Annotated in this window: 17 protein-coding genes and 1 riboswitch; of the genes, 1 reads left to right on the forward strand and 16 read right to left on the reverse strand. The window is 39.2% G+C overall.

All coding sequences use genetic code 11. From position 1 onward, the window contains the following. From ACQKNC_RS01095 to mce, 7 genes are all read right to left on the reverse strand, one after another. Positions 1-888, reverse strand: coding sequence for an amidase (locus ACQKNC_RS01095; RefSeq protein WP_427423060.1), 888 nt, complete (start codon positions 886-888; stop codon positions 1-3). 43 nt (positions 889-931) lie between these two features. Beyond that, positions 932-1,020: riboswitch (cyclic di-GMP riboswitch) on the reverse strand. 237 nt (positions 1,021-1,257) lie between these two features. Next, on the reverse strand, positions 1,258-1,464 hold the full coding sequence (locus tag ACQKNC_RS01100; protein WP_049664249.1) for a DUF6366 family protein: 207 nt from the start codon (positions 1,462-1,464) through the stop codon (positions 1,258-1,260). Between the two features lie 221 nt (positions 1,465-1,685). Continuing rightward, the gene (locus ACQKNC_RS01105) at positions 1,686-2,174 is read right to left on the reverse strand and encodes a chemotaxis protein CheW (RefSeq protein WP_427423061.1); all 489 of its coding nucleotides are present in this window, start codon (positions 2,172-2,174) and stop codon (positions 1,686-1,688) included. A gap of 25 nt (positions 2,175-2,199) precedes the next feature. Further along, positions 2,200-3,315 (reverse strand): M20/M25/M40 family metallo-hydrolase, encoded by a 1,116-nt coding sequence (locus ACQKNC_RS01110; RefSeq protein ID WP_427423062.1) that lies wholly within the window; start codon positions 3,313-3,315, stop codon positions 2,200-2,202. A gap of 582 nt (positions 3,316-3,897) precedes the next feature. Continuing rightward, entirely contained in the window at positions 3,898-4,863 is a 966-nt protein-coding gene (locus tag ACQKNC_RS01115; RefSeq protein ID WP_427423063.1) for a hypothetical protein, read from the reverse strand. Between the two features lie 151 nt (positions 4,864-5,014). Then, on the reverse strand, positions 5,015-6,562 hold the full coding sequence (locus ACQKNC_RS01120; RefSeq protein ID WP_427423064.1) for an acyl-CoA carboxylase subunit beta: 1,548 nt from the start codon (positions 6,560-6,562) through the stop codon (positions 5,015-5,017). A gap of 5 nt (positions 6,563-6,567) precedes the next feature. Beyond that, complete coding sequence (mce, locus tag ACQKNC_RS01125) at positions 6,568-6,981, reverse strand: methylmalonyl-CoA epimerase (RefSeq protein WP_249073668.1); 414 nt, start codon at positions 6,979-6,981, stop codon at positions 6,568-6,570. Positions 6,982-7,106: 125 nt separating this feature from the next. Between mce and prli42 the strand changes: the two genes are divergently transcribed. Then, entirely contained in the window at positions 7,107-7,202 is a 96-nt protein-coding gene (gene prli42 / locus ACQKNC_RS01130; protein WP_283164667.1) for a stressosome-associated protein Prli42, read from the forward strand. 20 nt (positions 7,203-7,222) lie between these two features. On the opposite strand, the gene ACQKNC_RS01135 is transcribed toward prli42, so the two are convergent. The 9 genes from ACQKNC_RS01135 to lpdA form a co-directional block, all read right to left on the reverse strand. Beyond that, the gene (locus ACQKNC_RS01135) at positions 7,223-8,200 is read right to left on the reverse strand and encodes an aromatic acid exporter family protein (protein WP_427423065.1); all 978 of its coding nucleotides are present in this window, start codon (positions 8,198-8,200) and stop codon (positions 7,223-7,225) included. 225 nt (positions 8,201-8,425) lie between these two features. Then, positions 8,426-8,866: a BrxA/BrxB family bacilliredoxin gene (locus ACQKNC_RS01140; protein WP_285397113.1), complete on the reverse strand. Its 441-nt coding sequence runs from the start codon at positions 8,864-8,866 to the stop codon at positions 8,426-8,428. 299 nt (positions 8,867-9,165) lie between these two features. Next, complete coding sequence (meaB, locus tag ACQKNC_RS01145; protein ID WP_427423066.1) at positions 9,166-10,263, reverse strand: methylmalonyl Co-A mutase-associated GTPase MeaB; 1,098 nt, start codon at positions 10,261-10,263, stop codon at positions 9,166-9,168. Continuing rightward, positions 10,263-12,416, reverse strand: a complete 2,154-nt coding sequence (gene scpA, locus ACQKNC_RS01150; protein WP_427423067.1) for a methylmalonyl-CoA mutase — start codon at positions 12,414-12,416, stop codon at positions 10,263-10,265. Before scpA ends, meaB begins: the two co-directional genes overlap by 1 nt. Next, complete coding sequence (locus ACQKNC_RS01155) at positions 12,413-14,116, reverse strand: methylmalonyl-CoA mutase family protein (protein WP_427423068.1); 1,704 nt, start codon at positions 14,114-14,116, stop codon at positions 12,413-12,415. Before ACQKNC_RS01155 ends, scpA begins: the two co-directional genes overlap by 4 nt. Before the next feature lie 120 nt (positions 14,117-14,236). Next, complete coding sequence (locus tag ACQKNC_RS01160) at positions 14,237-15,577, reverse strand: dihydrolipoamide acetyltransferase family protein (RefSeq protein ID WP_427423498.1); 1,341 nt, start codon at positions 15,575-15,577, stop codon at positions 14,237-14,239. A 53-nt stretch (positions 15,578-15,630) separates the two neighbouring features. After that, on the reverse strand, positions 15,631-16,614 hold the full coding sequence (locus tag ACQKNC_RS01165; protein WP_427423069.1) for an alpha-ketoacid dehydrogenase subunit beta: 984 nt from the start codon (positions 16,612-16,614) through the stop codon (positions 15,631-15,633). Continuing rightward, positions 16,614-17,630, reverse strand: a complete 1,017-nt coding sequence (locus ACQKNC_RS01170; protein ID WP_427423070.1) for a thiamine pyrophosphate-dependent dehydrogenase E1 component subunit alpha — start codon at positions 17,628-17,630, stop codon at positions 16,614-16,616. The genes ACQKNC_RS01165 and ACQKNC_RS01170 overlap by 1 nt, the downstream gene beginning before the upstream one ends. A gap of 286 nt (positions 17,631-17,916) precedes the next feature. Beyond that, positions 17,917-19,344, reverse strand: a complete 1,428-nt coding sequence (gene lpdA, locus ACQKNC_RS01175) for a dihydrolipoyl dehydrogenase (protein ID WP_427423071.1) — start codon at positions 19,342-19,344, stop codon at positions 17,917-17,919. Positions 19,345-19,353 lie beyond the last annotated feature (9 nt).

The following is a 19,353-nucleotide window of genomic DNA, read 5'->3' on the forward strand; positions in this document are numbered from 1 at the left end:
TTACGGCTGCATATTCATCCAACTATCAACATGATGAATGGCAAAACCATTATAGCTTGTTTTATTGGCATAATACTTATGAACTTGTGCTAACTGTTTATTCATGTAAGCTTCTCCATTATCATAGAAGGTAATATTTCTCCCTTCATCAGAGGCTCCGGTTTCTACACCAATAATAATTGATTTATTTACTTTATTTGCATAGTTTATTTCATGTTCAACAATTTTTATTATGTCTTTAGCGGTATCTCGATAGGCCATTATCGAAACACTTTCCACTTGGTCAATTACCCAATCCGCTAATAAACCTTGCCCAAATGGGTTATTGTATGTAATTTCGTCAAACCAAAATGGCATATCGACTTCTAATGGCAATTGTAATTGATCGGTATCCCCTTTCGCTCTAGTAAGAAGCGTTTGATAGGATTCAATCGTATTTACTTGGTTTGAGCTCCAACCACTATTTAAGTAGGGCTCTACATCGAGATGAACTCCAGAAAATTGCTCTGTTGCTGATGCATTTTCATTATATGTATGTAACCAGTCAAACAGCTGATCCTGCATTTTATAGCCATCTGTTGAAACCCAGTTTGCAGAACCATCTAACGCATATACTTTTATACCTTTTGCTGATGCTTTATCGATAAAACTTTTGTAATAGTTACTTGCTATATCACTATTAATTTGTAAATATAATTTATTTACCTGCTTACTTTCTAAAAATGAGAGTACTCCTGATTCATCTTCGACAATCTTTGTCGTATCCCACAACCAAGTAGCCCTATCTTGCACGGCCTTTGCGTCTACCTTTCCCATTGTTAATCCTAGTGTACTTACAATTGTTACTATAAAAACAATGATTGCTTTTGATAGTGAATGACTTACCATATATTACATCTCCATTCTATTCGCCGAGGCTCATAGAACAGAACCTGGCAACCTGACAATCATGCACTAAAATAGTGTTTAGACTCATGGCTTTGCGTCCTTCCCTTTCGGTGAAGTTTGCCTTTTACAGTAGTTTTCTTGCTTTACATAATACGACGTTGGAATGAAAATGTCTGTAGGTAAAACGCATAATTTTATTAACAACTTTCAAATAAGTTAATAAGAACACAGGTTATTTTTACTATATCAGCATAAAAACGTAGTAGTGATGATCAAGGTGAACATATTGGATGAATGATATGGAAGATGTATGTGTAGCAATTGAGAAAAAAGGAATGCAAAATTAGATAAAGATTCCTTTTGATATCTTTAACTGAAAAATAATTTATATGTAATGTATCCTATAAATAACACTAAAACTAACACTACCGTCTCTTTCCAGCCCATACCATTTAAATTTCCGCTAGTTCCCCTATTTATTCCATCGTTTAAAGAACCTGTAGCATTGTTTTTTAATTCAGTTTGTTTTAAACGCTCTCTTTTTTCTTCTGGTGTTTCCTTTTTCTTTGAATCCATATGACAAAACCTCCCCTAAATTAATGTTTACTTTTTATACTATAGAAAGACATATCCATTTTTATGCTTATTTGTAATGTGGCTTATTGGACGCCTCCAGGAAAGTGCGCCCAGTCGAAATGGAAAAGAGGTTAAAAAGAAAGACAGAATCACAAATTTGTAATTCTGCCTAAAACATCAACTATGAAGTGTTGTATTGGATTTATTAATCCTATAAAAACTCATGCCTCTACGTTTTCTTTTTCATTTTCAAGCATTTTGTGTAAATAATTTATTATTTCACGTATACCTTCTAATGAATTCACAAGTATTTTCGGGTCAACGTATGTGATCATACGATTTTCAAGATTAGCCACAGCTGTAAAGTATCGTGTTTTTGAATAATTGACAAGTCCCATTTGCTTTAATACCGACTCATCAAAATCAAGAATTTCACGAGCTTCCGTTACAAGTAATCCATAATTTACAACGTCCGTATTCAACACAATAACCCGTGCTGTTGCAGCATTAGAAGAACGATTATAAAGAATACGCTCAAAATCAAGCACAGGTACGAGCTCGCCACGAATTCTTGTAAAGCCTAGAAGATAATTAGGCAAATGAGGAATCGGTGTTACATGCTCTAGCTTTTCAATCGAAATCGCTTGTTCCACAGGCACTGCATATTCCTCTGTACCACAAGCAAAAACTACTGCCTTTACACTTTCCATGCGTTCACTTCCTTCGATTCTGTTGTTATTTTTTCGCAGACTCTTTAACGATTTCAACAAGTAAATCTGCTAATTTTTCTAATTCTTCTACTGGGATTTTTTCATTTGTTGTATGAATGTCCTCGTACCCAACCGACAGATTTACTGTTGGGATGCCAAAGCCTGCAATAACATTAGCATCGGAACCTCCGCCTGAAATGCCAAGCTTTGGTGTGCGGTCGATGTTGTGTGCAGCTGCCATTGCCACTTGAACAACTTTATCATTTTCTGTTACACGGAATCCAGGGTACATTAGCTTCACTTCTACTTCAGCTCGTGCCCCTAATGAAGCAGAAACTTGTTCAAACGTCTCTTGCATATGCTTAGTTTGTGCATCTAGCTTCGTTTTGTCGATAGAACGTGCTTCTGCTAGTATTGTTACTTCATCACATACAATATTTGTTGCCTGACCACCCTCAAAGCGACCGATATTTGCTGTAGTTTCTTCATCCAAACGACCAAGTTTCATTTGTGCGATACATTTGGAAGCAACTGTAATCGCTGATATTCCTTTTTCTGGAGCAACACCAGCGTGCGCTGTTTTCCCAATTATTTTAGCGAAAATTTTTGCTTGGAATGGAGCAGCAGTTACAATACCGCCTACTTTGCCATCGCTGTCTACAGCAAAGCCATATTTTGCTTTAATTTTAGCTGGATCTAACTCTTTAGCTCCAACGAGTCCACTTTCCTCGCCAGCCGTAATAATAAATTCAATATCCCCATGTTCAATATTTTGCTCTTTTAAGCGTTTAGCCATTTCAAATAATGCAGCTAGACCAGCTTTGTCATCAGCACCTAAAATAGTTGTACCATCTGAAACGATATAGCCATCTTCACGAAGCGATGGTTTAATCCCCTTACCTGGGACAACTGTATCCATATGAGAAGTAAAATAAATTGGTTCGACATCTAATGAACCCTTTAACGTAGCAAGTATATTACCTGCTCCATGTCCGTTACGAGTATGTGCATCATCTTGTTCAACTGTAAATCCAAGTGCTGTTAATTTGTTGATTAAAATCGGTGCAATCATTTGTTCATGTTTTGTTTCTGAATCGATTTGTACGAGTTCAAAAAACTCTTCTACTAAACGACTTGTCATGTTGTAGGACTCCCTTAGTTTACGTGGTTTTCCACGTTATAGTATATGTATTATTTTAGCACAACGTCTAGAGAGTTGAAATAATTCGCTTACAGGAACTACGCTATTTTATGAACGAATATCAATTACACCTTGGAATAATTTTCTTGACGTTTCGTTTTAATAAAGAGAAAAAAATCACGCTATACAAAAATGAATGCATGTATGATAAGTCAGCTTAATGCACTTTCGCAGAAAAAACATCTTGTGCTGACACTTCTCTTACATACAGACAAACCAGAAGATAAATTCTGAGTGAAATGATTGATCGGAGTGGAGACTGGGCGACTCTTGGGGATTAGCGATAGAGGAACGAAGGCTAAAAGCATCACATCCTGTGATAACGCCTTCATGACCTACATCGTGTAGGCCCAAGCGGCTCATCGGACGCCCCTAGGAAGCTCTGCTCTGCGCGAAAGTGAAGCGTCAGCGATAAAAGCGCCTAGTCGGAACGGAAATCACCCCCCGTTTTGCTGAAGAGCTGTACTTTTTTATTGTGAAACGAAGTAAAAACCTGTGAAAGAAGTAGATTCTTTTCACAGGTTACTTTATATATACGTTTGTATAAATCTCTTCTTTTTCTTTTAGAAGAGTCTGCAAATAATCATCTGCCTTGTTATGTTTATCCTGTAGACGCCAAATCGTATTATGTACATCATCTTGTACACGAGAAACCTGCTCTCTTGCAGTGGATATTTTAGAATGGACAGACCAAGCTGAAAAAATATCATCAAAGAAATAGTCTGCAAATCTTACAAATCCATCAGTTTCAATTGCTAATGATTTCGTTGACATATCATGTACATCCAGTAATTCGTTATAGAAGCGTTGTAACGCAATTTGAGAATTATGAAGATAATTTTCGGACTTATCAAGTGCATCATGCTTTAAATGTGTAGCAATGAGTCCCCCACCAAAAAATGTATCCCACGTTGAGTATCCATTTGCGGAATGCAAGGACTCAGCTGCTTGTCCAAGCTTAGTAAGTGCTGCTTCACCAGCCTCCTCTGCTTCCTTTATCTCTGTAATTAATTGTTTGGTTAACATTTCTTCATGCGCTAATTGTTCAAGCCTTTTTGCCTGTTTAGGCTCTTGTATTTGTAAGTAGCCTTTCTTTTTAGCATTTAATTGACTTAAAGCTTCTTGTAATTTTTGTTCATTAATTTGAGTAAGTTTAGTGTTTATTTTCCCTAAATCATTTGATAAATCAATTTCTATCTTTTTTGCTTCATTTATTTTTAATTCAAGAATGGCTGCTTTATCAATTTTTTCTGCACGTAGCTCATCTTGTTGCCCTGTCCACGTACGAATCATATTCATAAATGAAAAACCTTCTAACTTATCGAGTTTCAAACGGATTTGATTGAGTGCTGTAGAATGTTTGTAAATTTCCTGTTGTGCATGCTCGAGTTGCTTTTCAATTAAGACCTTTTGTTCACTTAACCTACTAACGGTTCGTAATTGTGCATGAATCATTTCTTGTTCTTTTTGTAATTGTTCCCATTCCATTCATCTCAACTCCTCTTACATATATGTACGGATGAAATGAAGATATGTTTCAATTAACTGCTATTTCTCATCAATCTTTTATTATCTAAAGTTAGTTTAAGTCAAAAAGAAAAGCCTAGTAATCCAATTGGATACTAGGCTTGTACGAGTCTTATAGAGGAATGTTTCCGTGCTTTTTCTCTGGACGTGTTTCATGTTTGTTCGATAACATATCTAGCCCTTGAATTAGCTTAATACGTGTATCACGTGGATCGATAACATCATCTACCATACCTCGAGATGCCGCCACATATGGGTTTGCGAATTTTTCTTTATATTCTTCAATTTTCGCTGCACGTGTTGCTTCTGGATCTTCCGATTTTGCAATTTCACGCGCGAAGATAATGTTAGCTGCACCTGCCGCACCCATAACAGCAATTTCTGCGTTAGGCCAAGCAAATACTAAGTCAGCGCCAATTGATTTAGAGTTAAGGGCAACATATGCACCACCGTATGCTTTACGCAGAATCACTGTAATTTTTGGTACAGTTGCTTCTGAGTATGCATAAAGGATTTTCGCTCCGTGACGGATGATACCTCCATGCTCTTGTTTAACGCCTGGGAAGAAACCAGAAACGTCTTCAAATGTGATGATTGGTATATTGTAAGCGTCACATGTACGAATGAAACGAGCAGCCTTATCTGAAGAATCAATATCTAACCCACCAGCTAATACTTTTGGTTGGTTACATACAAGACCAACTGATTCACCAGCAATACGCGCAAAACCAACTACTACGTTTTTCGCAAATTCTGAATGAACTTCCATAAATGAGCCTTCGTCCACTATTTGCTCGACTACTTTACGTACATCATAAGGACGAGTTGTTTCGATTGGTACAGCATCCACGATTTCTGGACGATAGTCATCACCCTCTGGACGTGCCTGACGCGGAGCTTTTTCTTTATTATTTTGTGGTAAGTAGCTTAATAGCTTCTTAATTTGATCAATAGCATCTTCTTCAGATGGTGCACGGAAGTGTGCGTTACCACTTATAGCGTTGTTTACTTTAGAACCACCTAAATCTTCAGCTGAGATCTTTTCACCTGTTACCGTTTCGATAACTTTAGGTCCTGTAATAAACATTTGAGATGTTTTGTCAACCATTAGAATGAAGTCTGTAATTGCTGGAGAATATACAGCTCCACCAGCACATGGTCCCATAATAACTGAGATTTGCGGAATTACCCCAGAGTAGATTGCATTACGATAGAAAATATGGCCATAACCATCTAGTGAAAGTACACCTTCTTGAATACGAGCACCACCTGAATCATTAATACCGATAAATGGTGTACCATTTTTTGCAGCTAGATCCATTACTGTTGCCATTTTTTTTGCGTGCATTTCACCAAGAGCTCCACCAAATACTGTGAAATCTTGAGAGAATAAGTATACTGGACGTCCGTTGATTTTACCGAAACCTGTAACTACACCATCACCAGGACCTTCCATCTTGTCCATGCCGAAGTCTACTGTACGGTGTGTAATGAATGGGTTGATCTCGAAAAATGTACCTTCGTCAAGTAATAATTCAATACGCTCACGGGCCGTTAATTTCCCTTTATCATGTTGCTTCTCGATGCGCTCATAGCCGCCACCAAGCTCAATTACTGTCTTACGGTCATACAAGTCATTAATTTTGTCGAACATATCCATACTGATCACTTTTCCCCTTTTCCACTTTTATCGCATAATTCATATAACACACCGAAAGATGATTTCGGGTGCATGAAAGCAACCTCTGCACCACCAGCACCTGGTCCTGGCTCTTCAGATAAAAGACGTACGCCTTTTTCTCTCAGCTCAGCCATACGCTCACGGATCCCTGTTACACCGAATGCTACATGGTGAATACCCTCTCCACGTTTTTCGATATATCCGTGAATAGTACTTTTCTCACTCATCGGTTCTAATAACTCAATTTTTACATTACCCGCATCAATGAATGCAACACGAACCTGTTGAGATTCTACTTCTTCCACTTTTAGCAATTTTAAGCCTAAAGTTTCTGTATAATATGTAATGCGTTCATCAAGATCGCGGACTGCAATCCCAATATGATCTACTCTCTCCATGGTGACATCTCCTTCTGTTATGGTACATAATCTATTTTACAGACTTTTTCGTCAAAACTCTACTACTTGAGAAATTTTTCAGATTTGATAAACTATTTATAAGAAAAGAAGGAGCGAACGAGCATATGAGTAATAAAAAATTTCAAAAAATCGTAGTTTATACTATGGTCGCAATCATGATAATTTCATCTCTAGCATTCGGCCTATCAATGCTAGTATAATGAAAAGCAAGGCGTCCGCATTACTGCGGGCGCTCTTTCTTTACCTTCAACCCCTTGAAAGACTGCTTAATTTCTAAATAACGATCCATTTCCTCAATAAATTGATAGAGTGCCGCTTGTGCTAAAAATTGCTCATGATTTTTGGGTAAGGGTAACTGGGCGAAATCTCGCTTTACTTGCTCTAACTTCTCTCTAAAATGACTGGCCGTATTTCCTGAATGAACATGCTCACCAAGGTCTTGTAAAAAGTCAGCGACAATAACCGCCTCTTGTACTATAACAGGAAGTGCCGTTATTTTAGGAAGAACCCTATCGATAATTTCTAGCTGCTGTTCACGCATATCAAAATACATGTAGTAGTCATTTTTTCGTCTCGTAAAATGATTTTCAACATCTTTAAACGCTAGGGATTTTGCACTATTCAATGCTTTAATCGCTTCAATAATTTCCTGCCCATCCCACAATGTATCGCCTTCTCTTAAATAGTTGGCAATTTCTAAAAAAATCTTACTGTAGAGTTCCTCAATTTTCACTCGATAGTAATTTAGTTCCTTTTGAATATCTGGCATATACATATTTATAGCTATTCCCGTACAATAACCAATTGCCATTAATGCGAATTCATTATAAACAAGTGCCAATGAAAAGCTTTTAGCTGCATAAATATGCATGATAATAACGGCACTAGAGACAAAGCCATCCGCTACCTTTAATGACACAATTGTTGGTATAAAAATGATCAACATACCTGCTAATGTAAGCGGATTATAGGAAAATAGCTCAAAGCTCAAAAATGCATAAAACATTGCGATAATACTTGCGACAAATCGTGTATAAGCAGCATGAAGAGATTTTTTCTTCGTTGGCTGTACACATAATATTGTTAGAATACCAGCAGATGCATAAGAAGCTAATTCAAAGTATTGGGCAATGGCAATAGCGATTGCTGCACCAAATGCCGTTTTTAATGTACGATAGCCGATTGAAAACTTCTTCAAGTCGACTGCCTCCTATCTTTTAGTACTCTACTTAGTTTATTCATTTCAAAGAAAACTATCAGCTATTCGTTTAGCCAATATTACAAAAATTCTAAATGCAATTCTACTGGACTCAGTGGAAAAACGATGCTAATTCTGAGAACAATTTAGTAGTAGTTCTCCGCAGACATTTTATAGCCTGCGGAGTTTTCTGCTAAAAGAATAGCTTTTCTTTATTTGAATAAATTAAAGTTCGTCGCAGTATTCCTCAAAGTTTGCTTGTAAGTTTGTTACTACTGACATCGGGTCATGTCCCTCAATTTCATAGCGTCCAACTTCTGCCACTACTTGACCATCCTTTAATAACACAAATGATGGGGAGGATGGTAAATGATCTTCACCGAAGTGGTATCGAGCAGCTGCAGTTGCTTCTTTATCTTGACCAGCAAATACTGTTACAAGATGATCTGGACGTTTATCGTAATGTACGCATTGTGCTGCTGCTGGACGTGCGATACCTCCTGCACAGCCACATACTGAGTTTACCATGACTAATGTTGTACCTGGACGAGCAAACGCCTCTTCAACAGCTTCTGGCGTGCGAAGCTGTTCATAACCAGCAGCCTCAATTTCTGCACGTGCTGTTTTTAAAATTTCTTGCATAAATAAATCGTAATCCATATTCATATAGCGATAGCTCCTTTCAAGTTCGCGTCATCTTCAATTATGCCTTGGCGTAATTGCGTCCAGAATCGGCTTTGTGCTTAGGCCTGCAGGATGCAGGTCAGTTAGCCGTTATCGCATGGATGCGATGTTTTTAGGCTAACATCCTTTATTTTCCGATTCCGTGACATCCGCCGGAGGCTTTAACTTCTTTCAGCTGAAAGAAGTTAAACTTAATAACTTAAGATATTCGACGCTAATACATCTCCTATCATAGCAGTTAGTGACGACTTTGTGCACCTACTTGCTCACAGAAAAGGTGATTATTTCTGTGATTGATCATCGCTAAATAAACGATCTACACCTTGTGTGACTGTCAACTGTCCATTTAAAATTTGACGTTCTAAAAGTTGCACCTGAGCTTTACGATCTGGATTACCATAAAACATATCGATTAAATGGTCCGTAATCATCGATTGGAACCAATCTTTTGTCTGATTTTGGCGTCTTATTGACCAATAATTATTTGCCTCAACGATTTGTCTGAATTTCCCTATTGTACTCCAAACTTTGTCGAGACCGCGGTTTTCCCACGAACTTACCGGCATTGCCGTGGACATCCAACCTGGAGTTGCAGGCTGTAAGAAATGTAAGATTTGCTTGTATTCAGATACCGTTTTTTTAGCCAGACGAACATTATCACCATCAGCCTTATGAACAACGATAGCATCCGCTAACTCCATAATGCCCTTTTTCATGCCTTGTAGCTCATCTCCGGCACCAGTTAAAACTAACAGCAAGAAGAAATCAACCATACCACGGACATACGTTTCACTTTGTCCAACACCGACTGTTTCTATTAAAATGACATCATAGCCAGCCGCTTCACAAACAAGCATCGTTTCACGTGTCTTTTTATGAACACCCCCTAGGGTACCAGCTGATGGAGAGGGGCGAACAAATGCATTAGGTTTCTTCACGAGCTCTTCCATTCGAGTTTTATCGCCTAATATACTTCCTCCCGATAAAGAGGAGCTTGGATCAATCGCAAGGACTGCCACTTTTTTCCCCATCTCACAAAGCATCGTTCCGAAAGCCTCAATGAACGAACTCTTTCCCGCACCAGGAACGCCTGTGATCCCAATACGGACACTATTTCCTGTATGTGGTAGAAGTTCTTGTAAGAGTTCTTGTGCTTGCACTTTATGTGTTGCATTTGAACTTTCAATGAGTGTAATAGCTTTTGACAAGTGTGTACGAGAGCTTGCACGTACTTCTCGTGCGAGCTCCTGTATGTTTAAACTGTCTGCTTTTTTCTTTCGGAATTTTTTCGGTGTACCATATTGCATTCCGTCGTGAGTCGCCTCTACTCCGTCCATAACAAATAGCGCACTTTCAGGCATTCCTTTGTTTTTGTCCATTATTCAGACACTTCCTCATAGCCTAAACGTTTGTAAATCTCTTCAATAATCTTTTGTGCCGATACAGGAATAACTGTACCAGGTCCAAAAATCGCTACTGCGCCAGCGTCATAAAGGAATTCATAATCTTGTGCTGGAATTACACCACCAACAATAATAATGATATCTTCGCGGCCTAGTTTTTCTAGCTCTGCTACTAGTTCAGGAACGAGAGTTTTATGACCAGCTGCTAATGAAGATACGCCAATCACATGAACATCGTTTTCCACAGCCATTTGAGCTGCCTCAGCCGGTGTCATAAATAACGGAGAAATATCTACGTCAAATCCTAAGTCAGCATAACCCGTTGCCACAACCTTCGCACCACGGTCATGTCCATCTTGTCCCATTTTCGCTACTAAAATACGTGGACGACGACCTTCATTTTCGAGGAACTCCTCTGTCATTTGTTTCACTTCAGTAATTTGCTCTTCATCTGAGAAGTTTGCTGAGTAAACGCCAGAGATTGAACGAATTACTGCCTTATGGCGACCTGAAACAACTTCGATTGCATCAGAAATTTCACCTAAAGAAGCACGAGCACGCGCTGCATCGACAGCTATTGCTAATAAGTTTTCTTCACCATTTTGCGCCGCTTTCGTTAATCGAGCTAGATGTTTTTGTACTTCTGCTTCATCACGAGCTGCCTTCATTGCTTCTAAACGCTCAATTTGTTTTTGACGAACTAGTGTATTATCAATGTCAAGAATGTCGATAGGTTCTTCTTTTTCTAAACGATATTTGTTTACACCAACGATTGTTTCTGTTTTAGAATCGATTTTCGCTTGACGTTTTGCCGCAGCTTCCTCGACTTTCATTTTCGGAAGACCTGTTTCAATTGCTTTCGCCATACCGCCAAGTTCTTCGATTTCTTCAATTAATGCCCATGCAGATTTTGTAATTTCGTCTGTTAATTTTTCCACATAGTACGAACCGCCCCATGGATCAATTACTTTTGTCATTGCTGTTTCTTCTTGTAGGAACAGCTGTGTATTACGTGCAATACGTGCAGAGAAATCAGTTGGTAGAGCAATCGCTTCATCAAGTGCATTTGTATGCAGAGATTGCGTATGCCCCATTGAAGACGCATTAGCTTCGATTAATGTACGTGCCACATTGTTAAATGGATCTTGCTCTGTTAAAGACCAACCAGATGTTTGTGAGTGTGTACGGAGTGCTAATGTCTTAGGATTTTTCGGATTAAACGTTGACATCATTTGCGCCCAAATTCGGCGCGCAGCACGCATTTTGGCAACTTCCATATAATAGTTCATACCAATTGCCCAGAAGAATGATAAACGCGGTGCAAAGGCATCAATATCGATTCCCGCTTTAAGCCCTGTACGAACATATTCAAGACCATCCGCTAATGTATAAGCAAGCTCAATGTCATTTGTTGCTCCTGCTTCTTGAATATGGTAACCAGAAATCGAAATTGAGTTAAATTTCGGCATATATTTCGCCGTATATTCAAAAATATCTGCAATAATCTTCATCGACATTGCTGGTGGATAAATATATGTGTTACGAACCATGTATTCTTTTAAAATATCGTTTTGAATCGTACCCGCTAATTGGTCTGGTGTAACTCCTTGCTCTTCAGCAGCAACGATATAGAATGCAAGAACTGGTAATACAGCACCATTCATTGTCATAGAAACTGACATTTGATCCAAAGGAATTTGGTCGAATAAAATCTTCATATCTTCCACAGAGTCAATCGCTACTCCGGCTTTACCAACATCCCCTGTTACACGAGGGTGATCTGAGTCATAACCACGGTGAGTTGCTAAGTCAAAGGCAACTGAAAGACCTTTTTGACCCATCGCTAGATTACGTTTGTAGAATGCATTTGATTCTTCAGCTGTTGAGAAACCAGCATATTGTCGAACAGTCCAAGGACGAGCTACATACATAGTAGGGTATGGACCGCGTGTATTTGGCGCAATACCTGCTACATCATTTAAATGTTTAGCTTCTTTAATATCTTCTTTTGTATATATATCTTTAATTTCGATACCTTCATTTGTCATGAATTTTTCTTCTGACGCTTGAGGTGCTGCCGCTGCTAAAACTTTTTCGATTTCAACTGCACTAAAATTTGGCTTGCTCATCGTTGGACCTCCTTCATGCTAGCGAACACTGAATTTAATTTTTCAATGATGTTCTGTCCTGCGAAAATAAAGCCGTTTAAGCCATTTGCTAACCAAGCTTCTTCTTCGACATTAAATTTACCTGCAACGTCAACAATTACGTTAGCTGGTTTACCTGCTAAAATTGCTGGTACTAATTCTTTCGTATCTTCATCATTACCTGCAATTACCACATATGTTGCATCTGTAGCGTTTAACCAAGCTAATGCTTCGTCAGCTGTTGCAACTGGCTCACTTTTTTCTGGTACTAGACCGACAGTGTTTAAGAAGCCTGACACGAAATCGGCACGTGGTTTTGAGCTTTTTAGTGTTCCTAATGCTAAAACTCCTGTTTTCACATTTGCTGCTGTCATTTCCGCACGTAATTGCTCAAAAGGTTTAGCAATTCGCTTAATCTCTGCAAACGCTGGATTTGTTGCGTTTTCAAGCACATCTTCAGGATTTGCATAAATATTTGTACCAATTAATGACTGCTTACGCGTTTGTACCGCTTTGATACGAGCTTGATAGGATTTTTCTAGTTCCTCAGCAAGTTTTCCTGATGCAGTGTAAGCGTCAATGCCTCCAGCTGCTTCAATTTCTAAGAATAATGACCACGCTTCTTTAACAAAATCTGCTGTTAATGACTCAATAAAATAAGAGCCACCAGCTGGGTCTATAACTTTTAAAACATTTGTTTCTTCTTTTAAGATTAAAGATACATTTCGTGCAATACGGACCGATTGATCTGTTGGCTTCGATAATGCATCATGAGGGTGAACTGTAAAGACATCCGCACCGCCAATTAAGCCAGAAAGCGCTTCATTCGCTGAACGTAATAAGTTTACATAAACATCCAGCTTCGAAAAGCTTCTTAACGATGTTTCGGCAATAGTTGGAACCTTTACGCAATTAGATACTCCATAAGCAGATGAGAACGCTTTCCAAAGTACTTTAAAAGCACGGAGTTTTGCAATCTCTGTAAAGAACTGTGTATCAACTGCAAAGGATACATAAAATTTCTTCGCGAACGCTTCAAAGCTTTCTTCTTGATTTGCGTATTTTGCCGCTAATGCAAGTGCATATGCTAATTCTTGCACAGCGTTAGCTCCTTCATTATGATAAACTGTTGTGTCCGCACCGACTGAGCGCACGCTCGGGAAATCATTTAAAGTGATTGGGTTTTTCGATACGATGAAACCTTTTACAGTTTCTCGCTGATTAACTGCTATTTTGTCGAACACTGCTAATAATGGGTCATTTGAATTTTCAACCGTAATTTTAAATGAATATTCAGAGAAATAAGTCGCTAATTGTACCAATACTTCTTCAGTCCATTCAAAATTTACACGGCTATCAATTGTTACTACTTCATTGCCTCGAGCTAAACTATCATCAAGCTGTGCAAAAAATGCCTCGCTTGTATCAGCATAGATTTGTTGTGCCACTCGAAATGCTTGATTATTTTGTAGGGAACGGATTGTGGCAACTTGTTTATCAAGTTCTTCACCAAGTTTTGCTACTAAACTTTCTTGAGTGTAAAGTGGTTCTAATGTAACACCTTCACTTGTTTTCGTTAAAAGAGACTCGAATGGTTTCCCTTTTAAAGCCTTGATTGCTGCATCTTGCCATTCTGAATAGGACGGCTTTTCAAATTCAATATTTTTCATGTTGTTTGACATGCGGACGCTTAATCAGCTTCCCCCCTTAGTAGTTTCTACTTGTTATTCTACATGACAAATTGCGACTGGAAAAGCAAAAAAAAATCGGAAACCGTTATACAACAGGTTTCCGACGAGTCATCAGTAGACTGACGTTGAAGATTTATTTGTATTTTCGAGTATTTCTTTTACTCTATTTAGGAATTTACCACAAACAAGTCCATCAAGAACACGATGATCTAAAGATAAACATAAATTCACAATATCTCGTGCAGCGAACATTCCGCCAGGTAAAATAACCGGTTTTTTTACAATACTTTCCACTTGCAAGATTGCTGCTTGTGGATAATTAATGATGCCCATCGACTGAACAGAGCCGAATGCACCTGTATTATTTACCGTAAATGTACCACCTTGTATATCATCCATCGTCAGTTTTCCAGCACGAACTTTCACTGCAAGCTCATGAATTTCTTTAGCAATTCCTTTAATCGATTTTTCGTCAGCGTGTTTTATAACAGGAACAAATAATGCATCATCTGTCGCCACTGCAATGGAAATATTGATGTCATGCTTTTGAATAATTTTGTCCTCTGCCCACATGGCGTTCATCATCGGGAATTCTTTGAGAGCTTGAGCAACCGCCTTTACGAAGAACGCAAAATACGTAATATTGAAACCTTCTTTTTGCTTAAACTCTGTCTTAATGCTATCACGATATGCTACTAAATCTGTAACATCCACTTCCATCATCATCCATGCATGTGGCACTTCATGAACGCTGCGTACCATATTATTGGCGATAGCACGGCGCACCTTCGTTACTGGAATTTCAATATCGCCTGCTTGAATTGATTGTACAGGTGTAGCTGGTTTAGTATTCTCCTGTGATGCAGGTGCTGCAACAGGTGTTGACTGAAGAACAGTTTCGACTGCAGGCGGCGTTTCAACTAGAGCAGTTGGCACATTTCCTGCTTCAATCAACTTCATTAGGTCTTTTCTTGTAATCCGTCCCCCTTCACCAGTTCCTGTGACTTGATCAAGTGCAATATCATACTCTTGTGCAAGTCGAAGAACAGCTGGTGAATAACGCACTTTATCCTGTCGAACTGTTTTTTGCGATGTTATCGTCGCTGTAGTTGGCTGCTGAGGCTGCTGTTTCTTTTGTACGCCAGCATTTAAAATCGCCGTACTTACTGCTGATTTTTTCGGTGGAGGTGGAGGAGGTAACTCACTGTCACCTGCTATTTCAACGGAGCATACAATTGCACCAACCGGTAACGTTTGCCCTTCCTCTGCAAGTAGCTCTGTAATGACTCCCTCAAAAGAAGAAGGGATTTCTGCATTTACTTTATCTGTTACAACTTCTGCTAGTGGATCATATTTCTTTACCGTATCACCTGGCTTGACAAGCCATTTTTCAATTGTACCTTCTGTTACACTTTCGCCGAGCTGTGGCATTGTAATATTTTGAATAGCCATCATCTATTCCCCCCATCAATTATGCCTAGGTGTATTTGTATTTATCGCACTGCTTAAAATGCAGCAAGTTCTCGCATCGCACGTTCTACTTTTTCAGGGTTAATCATAAAATACTTTTCCATTGTTGGTGCATAGGGCATTGCTGGAACATCTGGTCCTGCCAGGCGCTGAATTGGTGCATCGAGGTCAAATAAGCAATGCTCTGCAATAATTGCTGCAACCTCACTCATAATGCTGCCCTCTTTATTATCCTCGGTAACTAATAAAACTTTACCTGTTTTACTTGCTGCTTCAATGATTGCTTCTTTATCAAGCGGATAGACAGTGCGTAGGTCAAGAATATGCGCTGAAATACCATCTGCTGCTAGACGTTCTGCTGCTTGTAAAGCAAAATGGACAGCTAAACCATACGTAATAACAGTAACGTCTTCCCCTTCCCGCTTCACATCAGCCTTACCAATCGGCAATGTGTAATCGTCTACTGGAACTTCACCTTTAATGAGTCGGTAAGCACGCTTATGCTCAAAGAACAGTACTGGATCCTCATCACGAATTGCTGCTTTTAACAAGCCTTTTGCATCATACGGTGTTGATGGTATTACAATTTTCAATCCCGGTGTTCCTGCAAAAAGCGCTTCTACGGATTGCGAATGATAGAGCGCTCCGTGAATACCTCCGCCAAATGGTGCTCTTATAACCATCGGGCATGACCAGTCATTATTTGAACGATAGCGGATTTTTGCTGCCTCAGAAACGATTTGGTTAACGGCAGGCATGATGAAATCAGCGAATTGCATCTCGGCAATTGGACGCATCCCATACATCGCAGCACCAATACCAACACCCGCAATAGCACTCTCTGCAAGAGGTGTGTCAAGTACCCGATGTTCACCAAATTGCTCGTAAAGACCTGCTGTTGCTTTGAAAACCCCGCCTTTGCGACCAACGTCCTCTCCTAAAATGAAAACACGCTCATCACGTTCCATCTCTTCCTTCATCGCTAATGTAATTGCATCAATATAAGACATCACTGCCATTACACGTCACCTCCGTCCACTGGTGAATATACGTATTTCAAAGCGTGCTCTGGTGTTGCATACGGAGCAGCTTCTGCATAGTCTGTTGCTTCATTTACCTCTGCCATAACACGCTCTTCTATTTCAGCACGTAGCTGTTCTGACATAACACCAGCATCCATTAGATACTTTTCAAATAACAGAACGGGATCCTTTGCTTTTCCTTCTGCTATATCCTCAGCAGTGCGATATTGACGATCATCGTCATCTGAAGAATGAGCCGTTAAGCGATAAGTCACTGTTTCGATTAAACTTGGACCTTCACCACTACGTGCGCGATCAGCCGCTTCTTTTACAACCTTATACACTTGTAACGGACATTTTCCATCAACAGTAACACCTGGCATACCGTAGCCAATACCGCGATCTGATACTTTCGCACAGCCTAATTGACGTTCAACTGGCACAGAAATTGCGTATTGATTATTTTCTACCATTATAATTACTGGAAGCTTATGCACCCCTGCAAAATTCGCACCTTCATGGAAATCGCCTTGGTTTGATGAGCCTTCACCGAGTGTAACAAAAGTAATAAAATCTTCTTTTTGTAGACGGCCTGCTAGAGCTACTCCCACCGCGTGCGGAACTTGTGTAGTAACTGGCGAAGAGCCTGTTAAAATACGATTCTTCTTTTGTCCAAAATGACCTGGCATTTGTCGTCCACCCGAGTTTGGATCCTCTGCTTTAGCAAATGCGGATAACATCAATTCTCTTGGTGTCATGCCAAAATGTAAAACAACACCCATATCACGATAGTAAGGTGCAATATAATCTCTATTATTATCTAGAGCAAAGGCTGCCCCTACTTGTGCTGCCTCCTGTCCCTGACAAGAAATAACAAATGGAATTTTACCCGAACGGTTTAATAACCACATACGTTCATCTAGTCTTCTTGCCATTAACATCGTTTCGAACATCGCAAGTACATCTTCATTTGATAGTCCTAAATCCTCATGCTTGATTTGAACATCTTGCATACGAACACCCCTTCCTGACGTTTCACTTTCGCTACATAAAACACTTTTAGCTGACGCTTAGCTTTCGGTACATAAAACATTTGTACCTGACGCTCCGCTTTCGGTACCAAAACATTTACTGAATGATAACTAAAGGATTTTATGGCTCTTCACTAAAATATGTACTTGACTGCACATTTCACAGCGGAAGGACACTTACAACTTGGTGCCTTCCTCTTCATGTACTTTTATACCAATCTAATCAAGAACAGATTTTAGTAATGATCCTCGACTTTAGTTATGAATCTTAAAAATGAATGGCGCGATTATCCACCGCTAACGCTGATTCCACTAGCACCTCATTCAGTGACGGATGTGGATGAATGGCCTGACTAATTTCCCAAGGCGTTGCATCCAATAATTTAGCAAGGGATGCTTCTCCAATTAAATCTGTCACATGAGGTCCTACCATATGAATACCCAAAATATCATTCGTTTCTTCATCAGCAACAATTTTTACAAAGCCATCTGTCTCTCCATTAACTAGCGCTTTTCCAATTGCCTTAAATGGAAACTTACCTACCTTTAATGAATAACCTTGCTCTTGTGCAGCCTTTTCTGTTAAGCCAATACTTGCGACCTCTGGGTAAGAATAAACGCATTTGGGTACATTTAGAACATCAAGTGTCTCTGTTTTACTCGTTGCAATATGCTCAATAGCAGATATTCCTTCGTGTGAAGCAACATGAGCTAATTGTAAGCCACCGATAACATCTCCTATTGCATACATATGTGACTCCTTTGTTTGATAAGAATCATTGACTTTGATAAACCCATTTTCAACTTCTATTTCTGTATTTTCTAATCCAATACCTTGTGTATTTGCTTCACGTCCAACACAAAGCAATAATTTATCAGCCTCAAATAATTCATCGTTATCATTAACTTTCGCAGAAATGAAAACGTTATCATTTTCAATTTTAAATGTTCCCGTATCTAAACGAGCGTTTGTCACAATTCGGACGCCTCTTTTTTCAAGCTGCTTTGTTACTTCTTTTACAATATCCGTATCCTCTGCAGGTAAAATGGATGGCCCATATTCAATGACCGTTACGTAAACCCCAAAATCACAAAGCATTGAAGCCCATTCAATTCCTATAACTCCTCCGCCAACAATTAACAATGACTTTGGCAGTTCTTCCATTTCTAGTGCATGATCAGAGTTCATCACATATTTACCATCAACCGTTAGTCCCGCCATTCCTCTAGGCTTTGATCCTGTTGCAATGACCACATTTGTTGGAACTAGCATTTCATTTTCATCGCCATTATTCATTTCAACTGAAATAGTGCCAGGCATTGGTGAGAAAATGGACGGCCCTAAAATACGACCCGTTCCCTGATAAACGTCTATTTTACCCTTTTTCATCAGTGTATTCACACCTTGACTCAATTGCTCAACAACCGATTGCTTCCTTGCCTGTACTTTGTCGAATTGTAATGTAACACCTTCAATATCAACACCATATTCAGCAGCATTTTTATTTGCCATACGATACACTTCTGCACTTCGAAGTAAGGCCTTACTTGGTATACAGCCTTTATGCAAGCATGTTCCACCTAGGCGCTCACGTTCGACAATAGCTGTTTTTAAACCTAACTGTGCAGCTCGTATTGCTGCAACATAGCCACCTGTACCACCGCCTAAAATGACAACATCATAGTTTTGAGCCATATGAATTCC

The sequence above is a fragment of the Lysinibacillus sp. NPDC094177 genome, assembly GCF_050279145.1.
GTDB lineage: Bacteria > Bacillota > Bacilli > Bacillales_A > Planococcaceae > Lysinibacillus.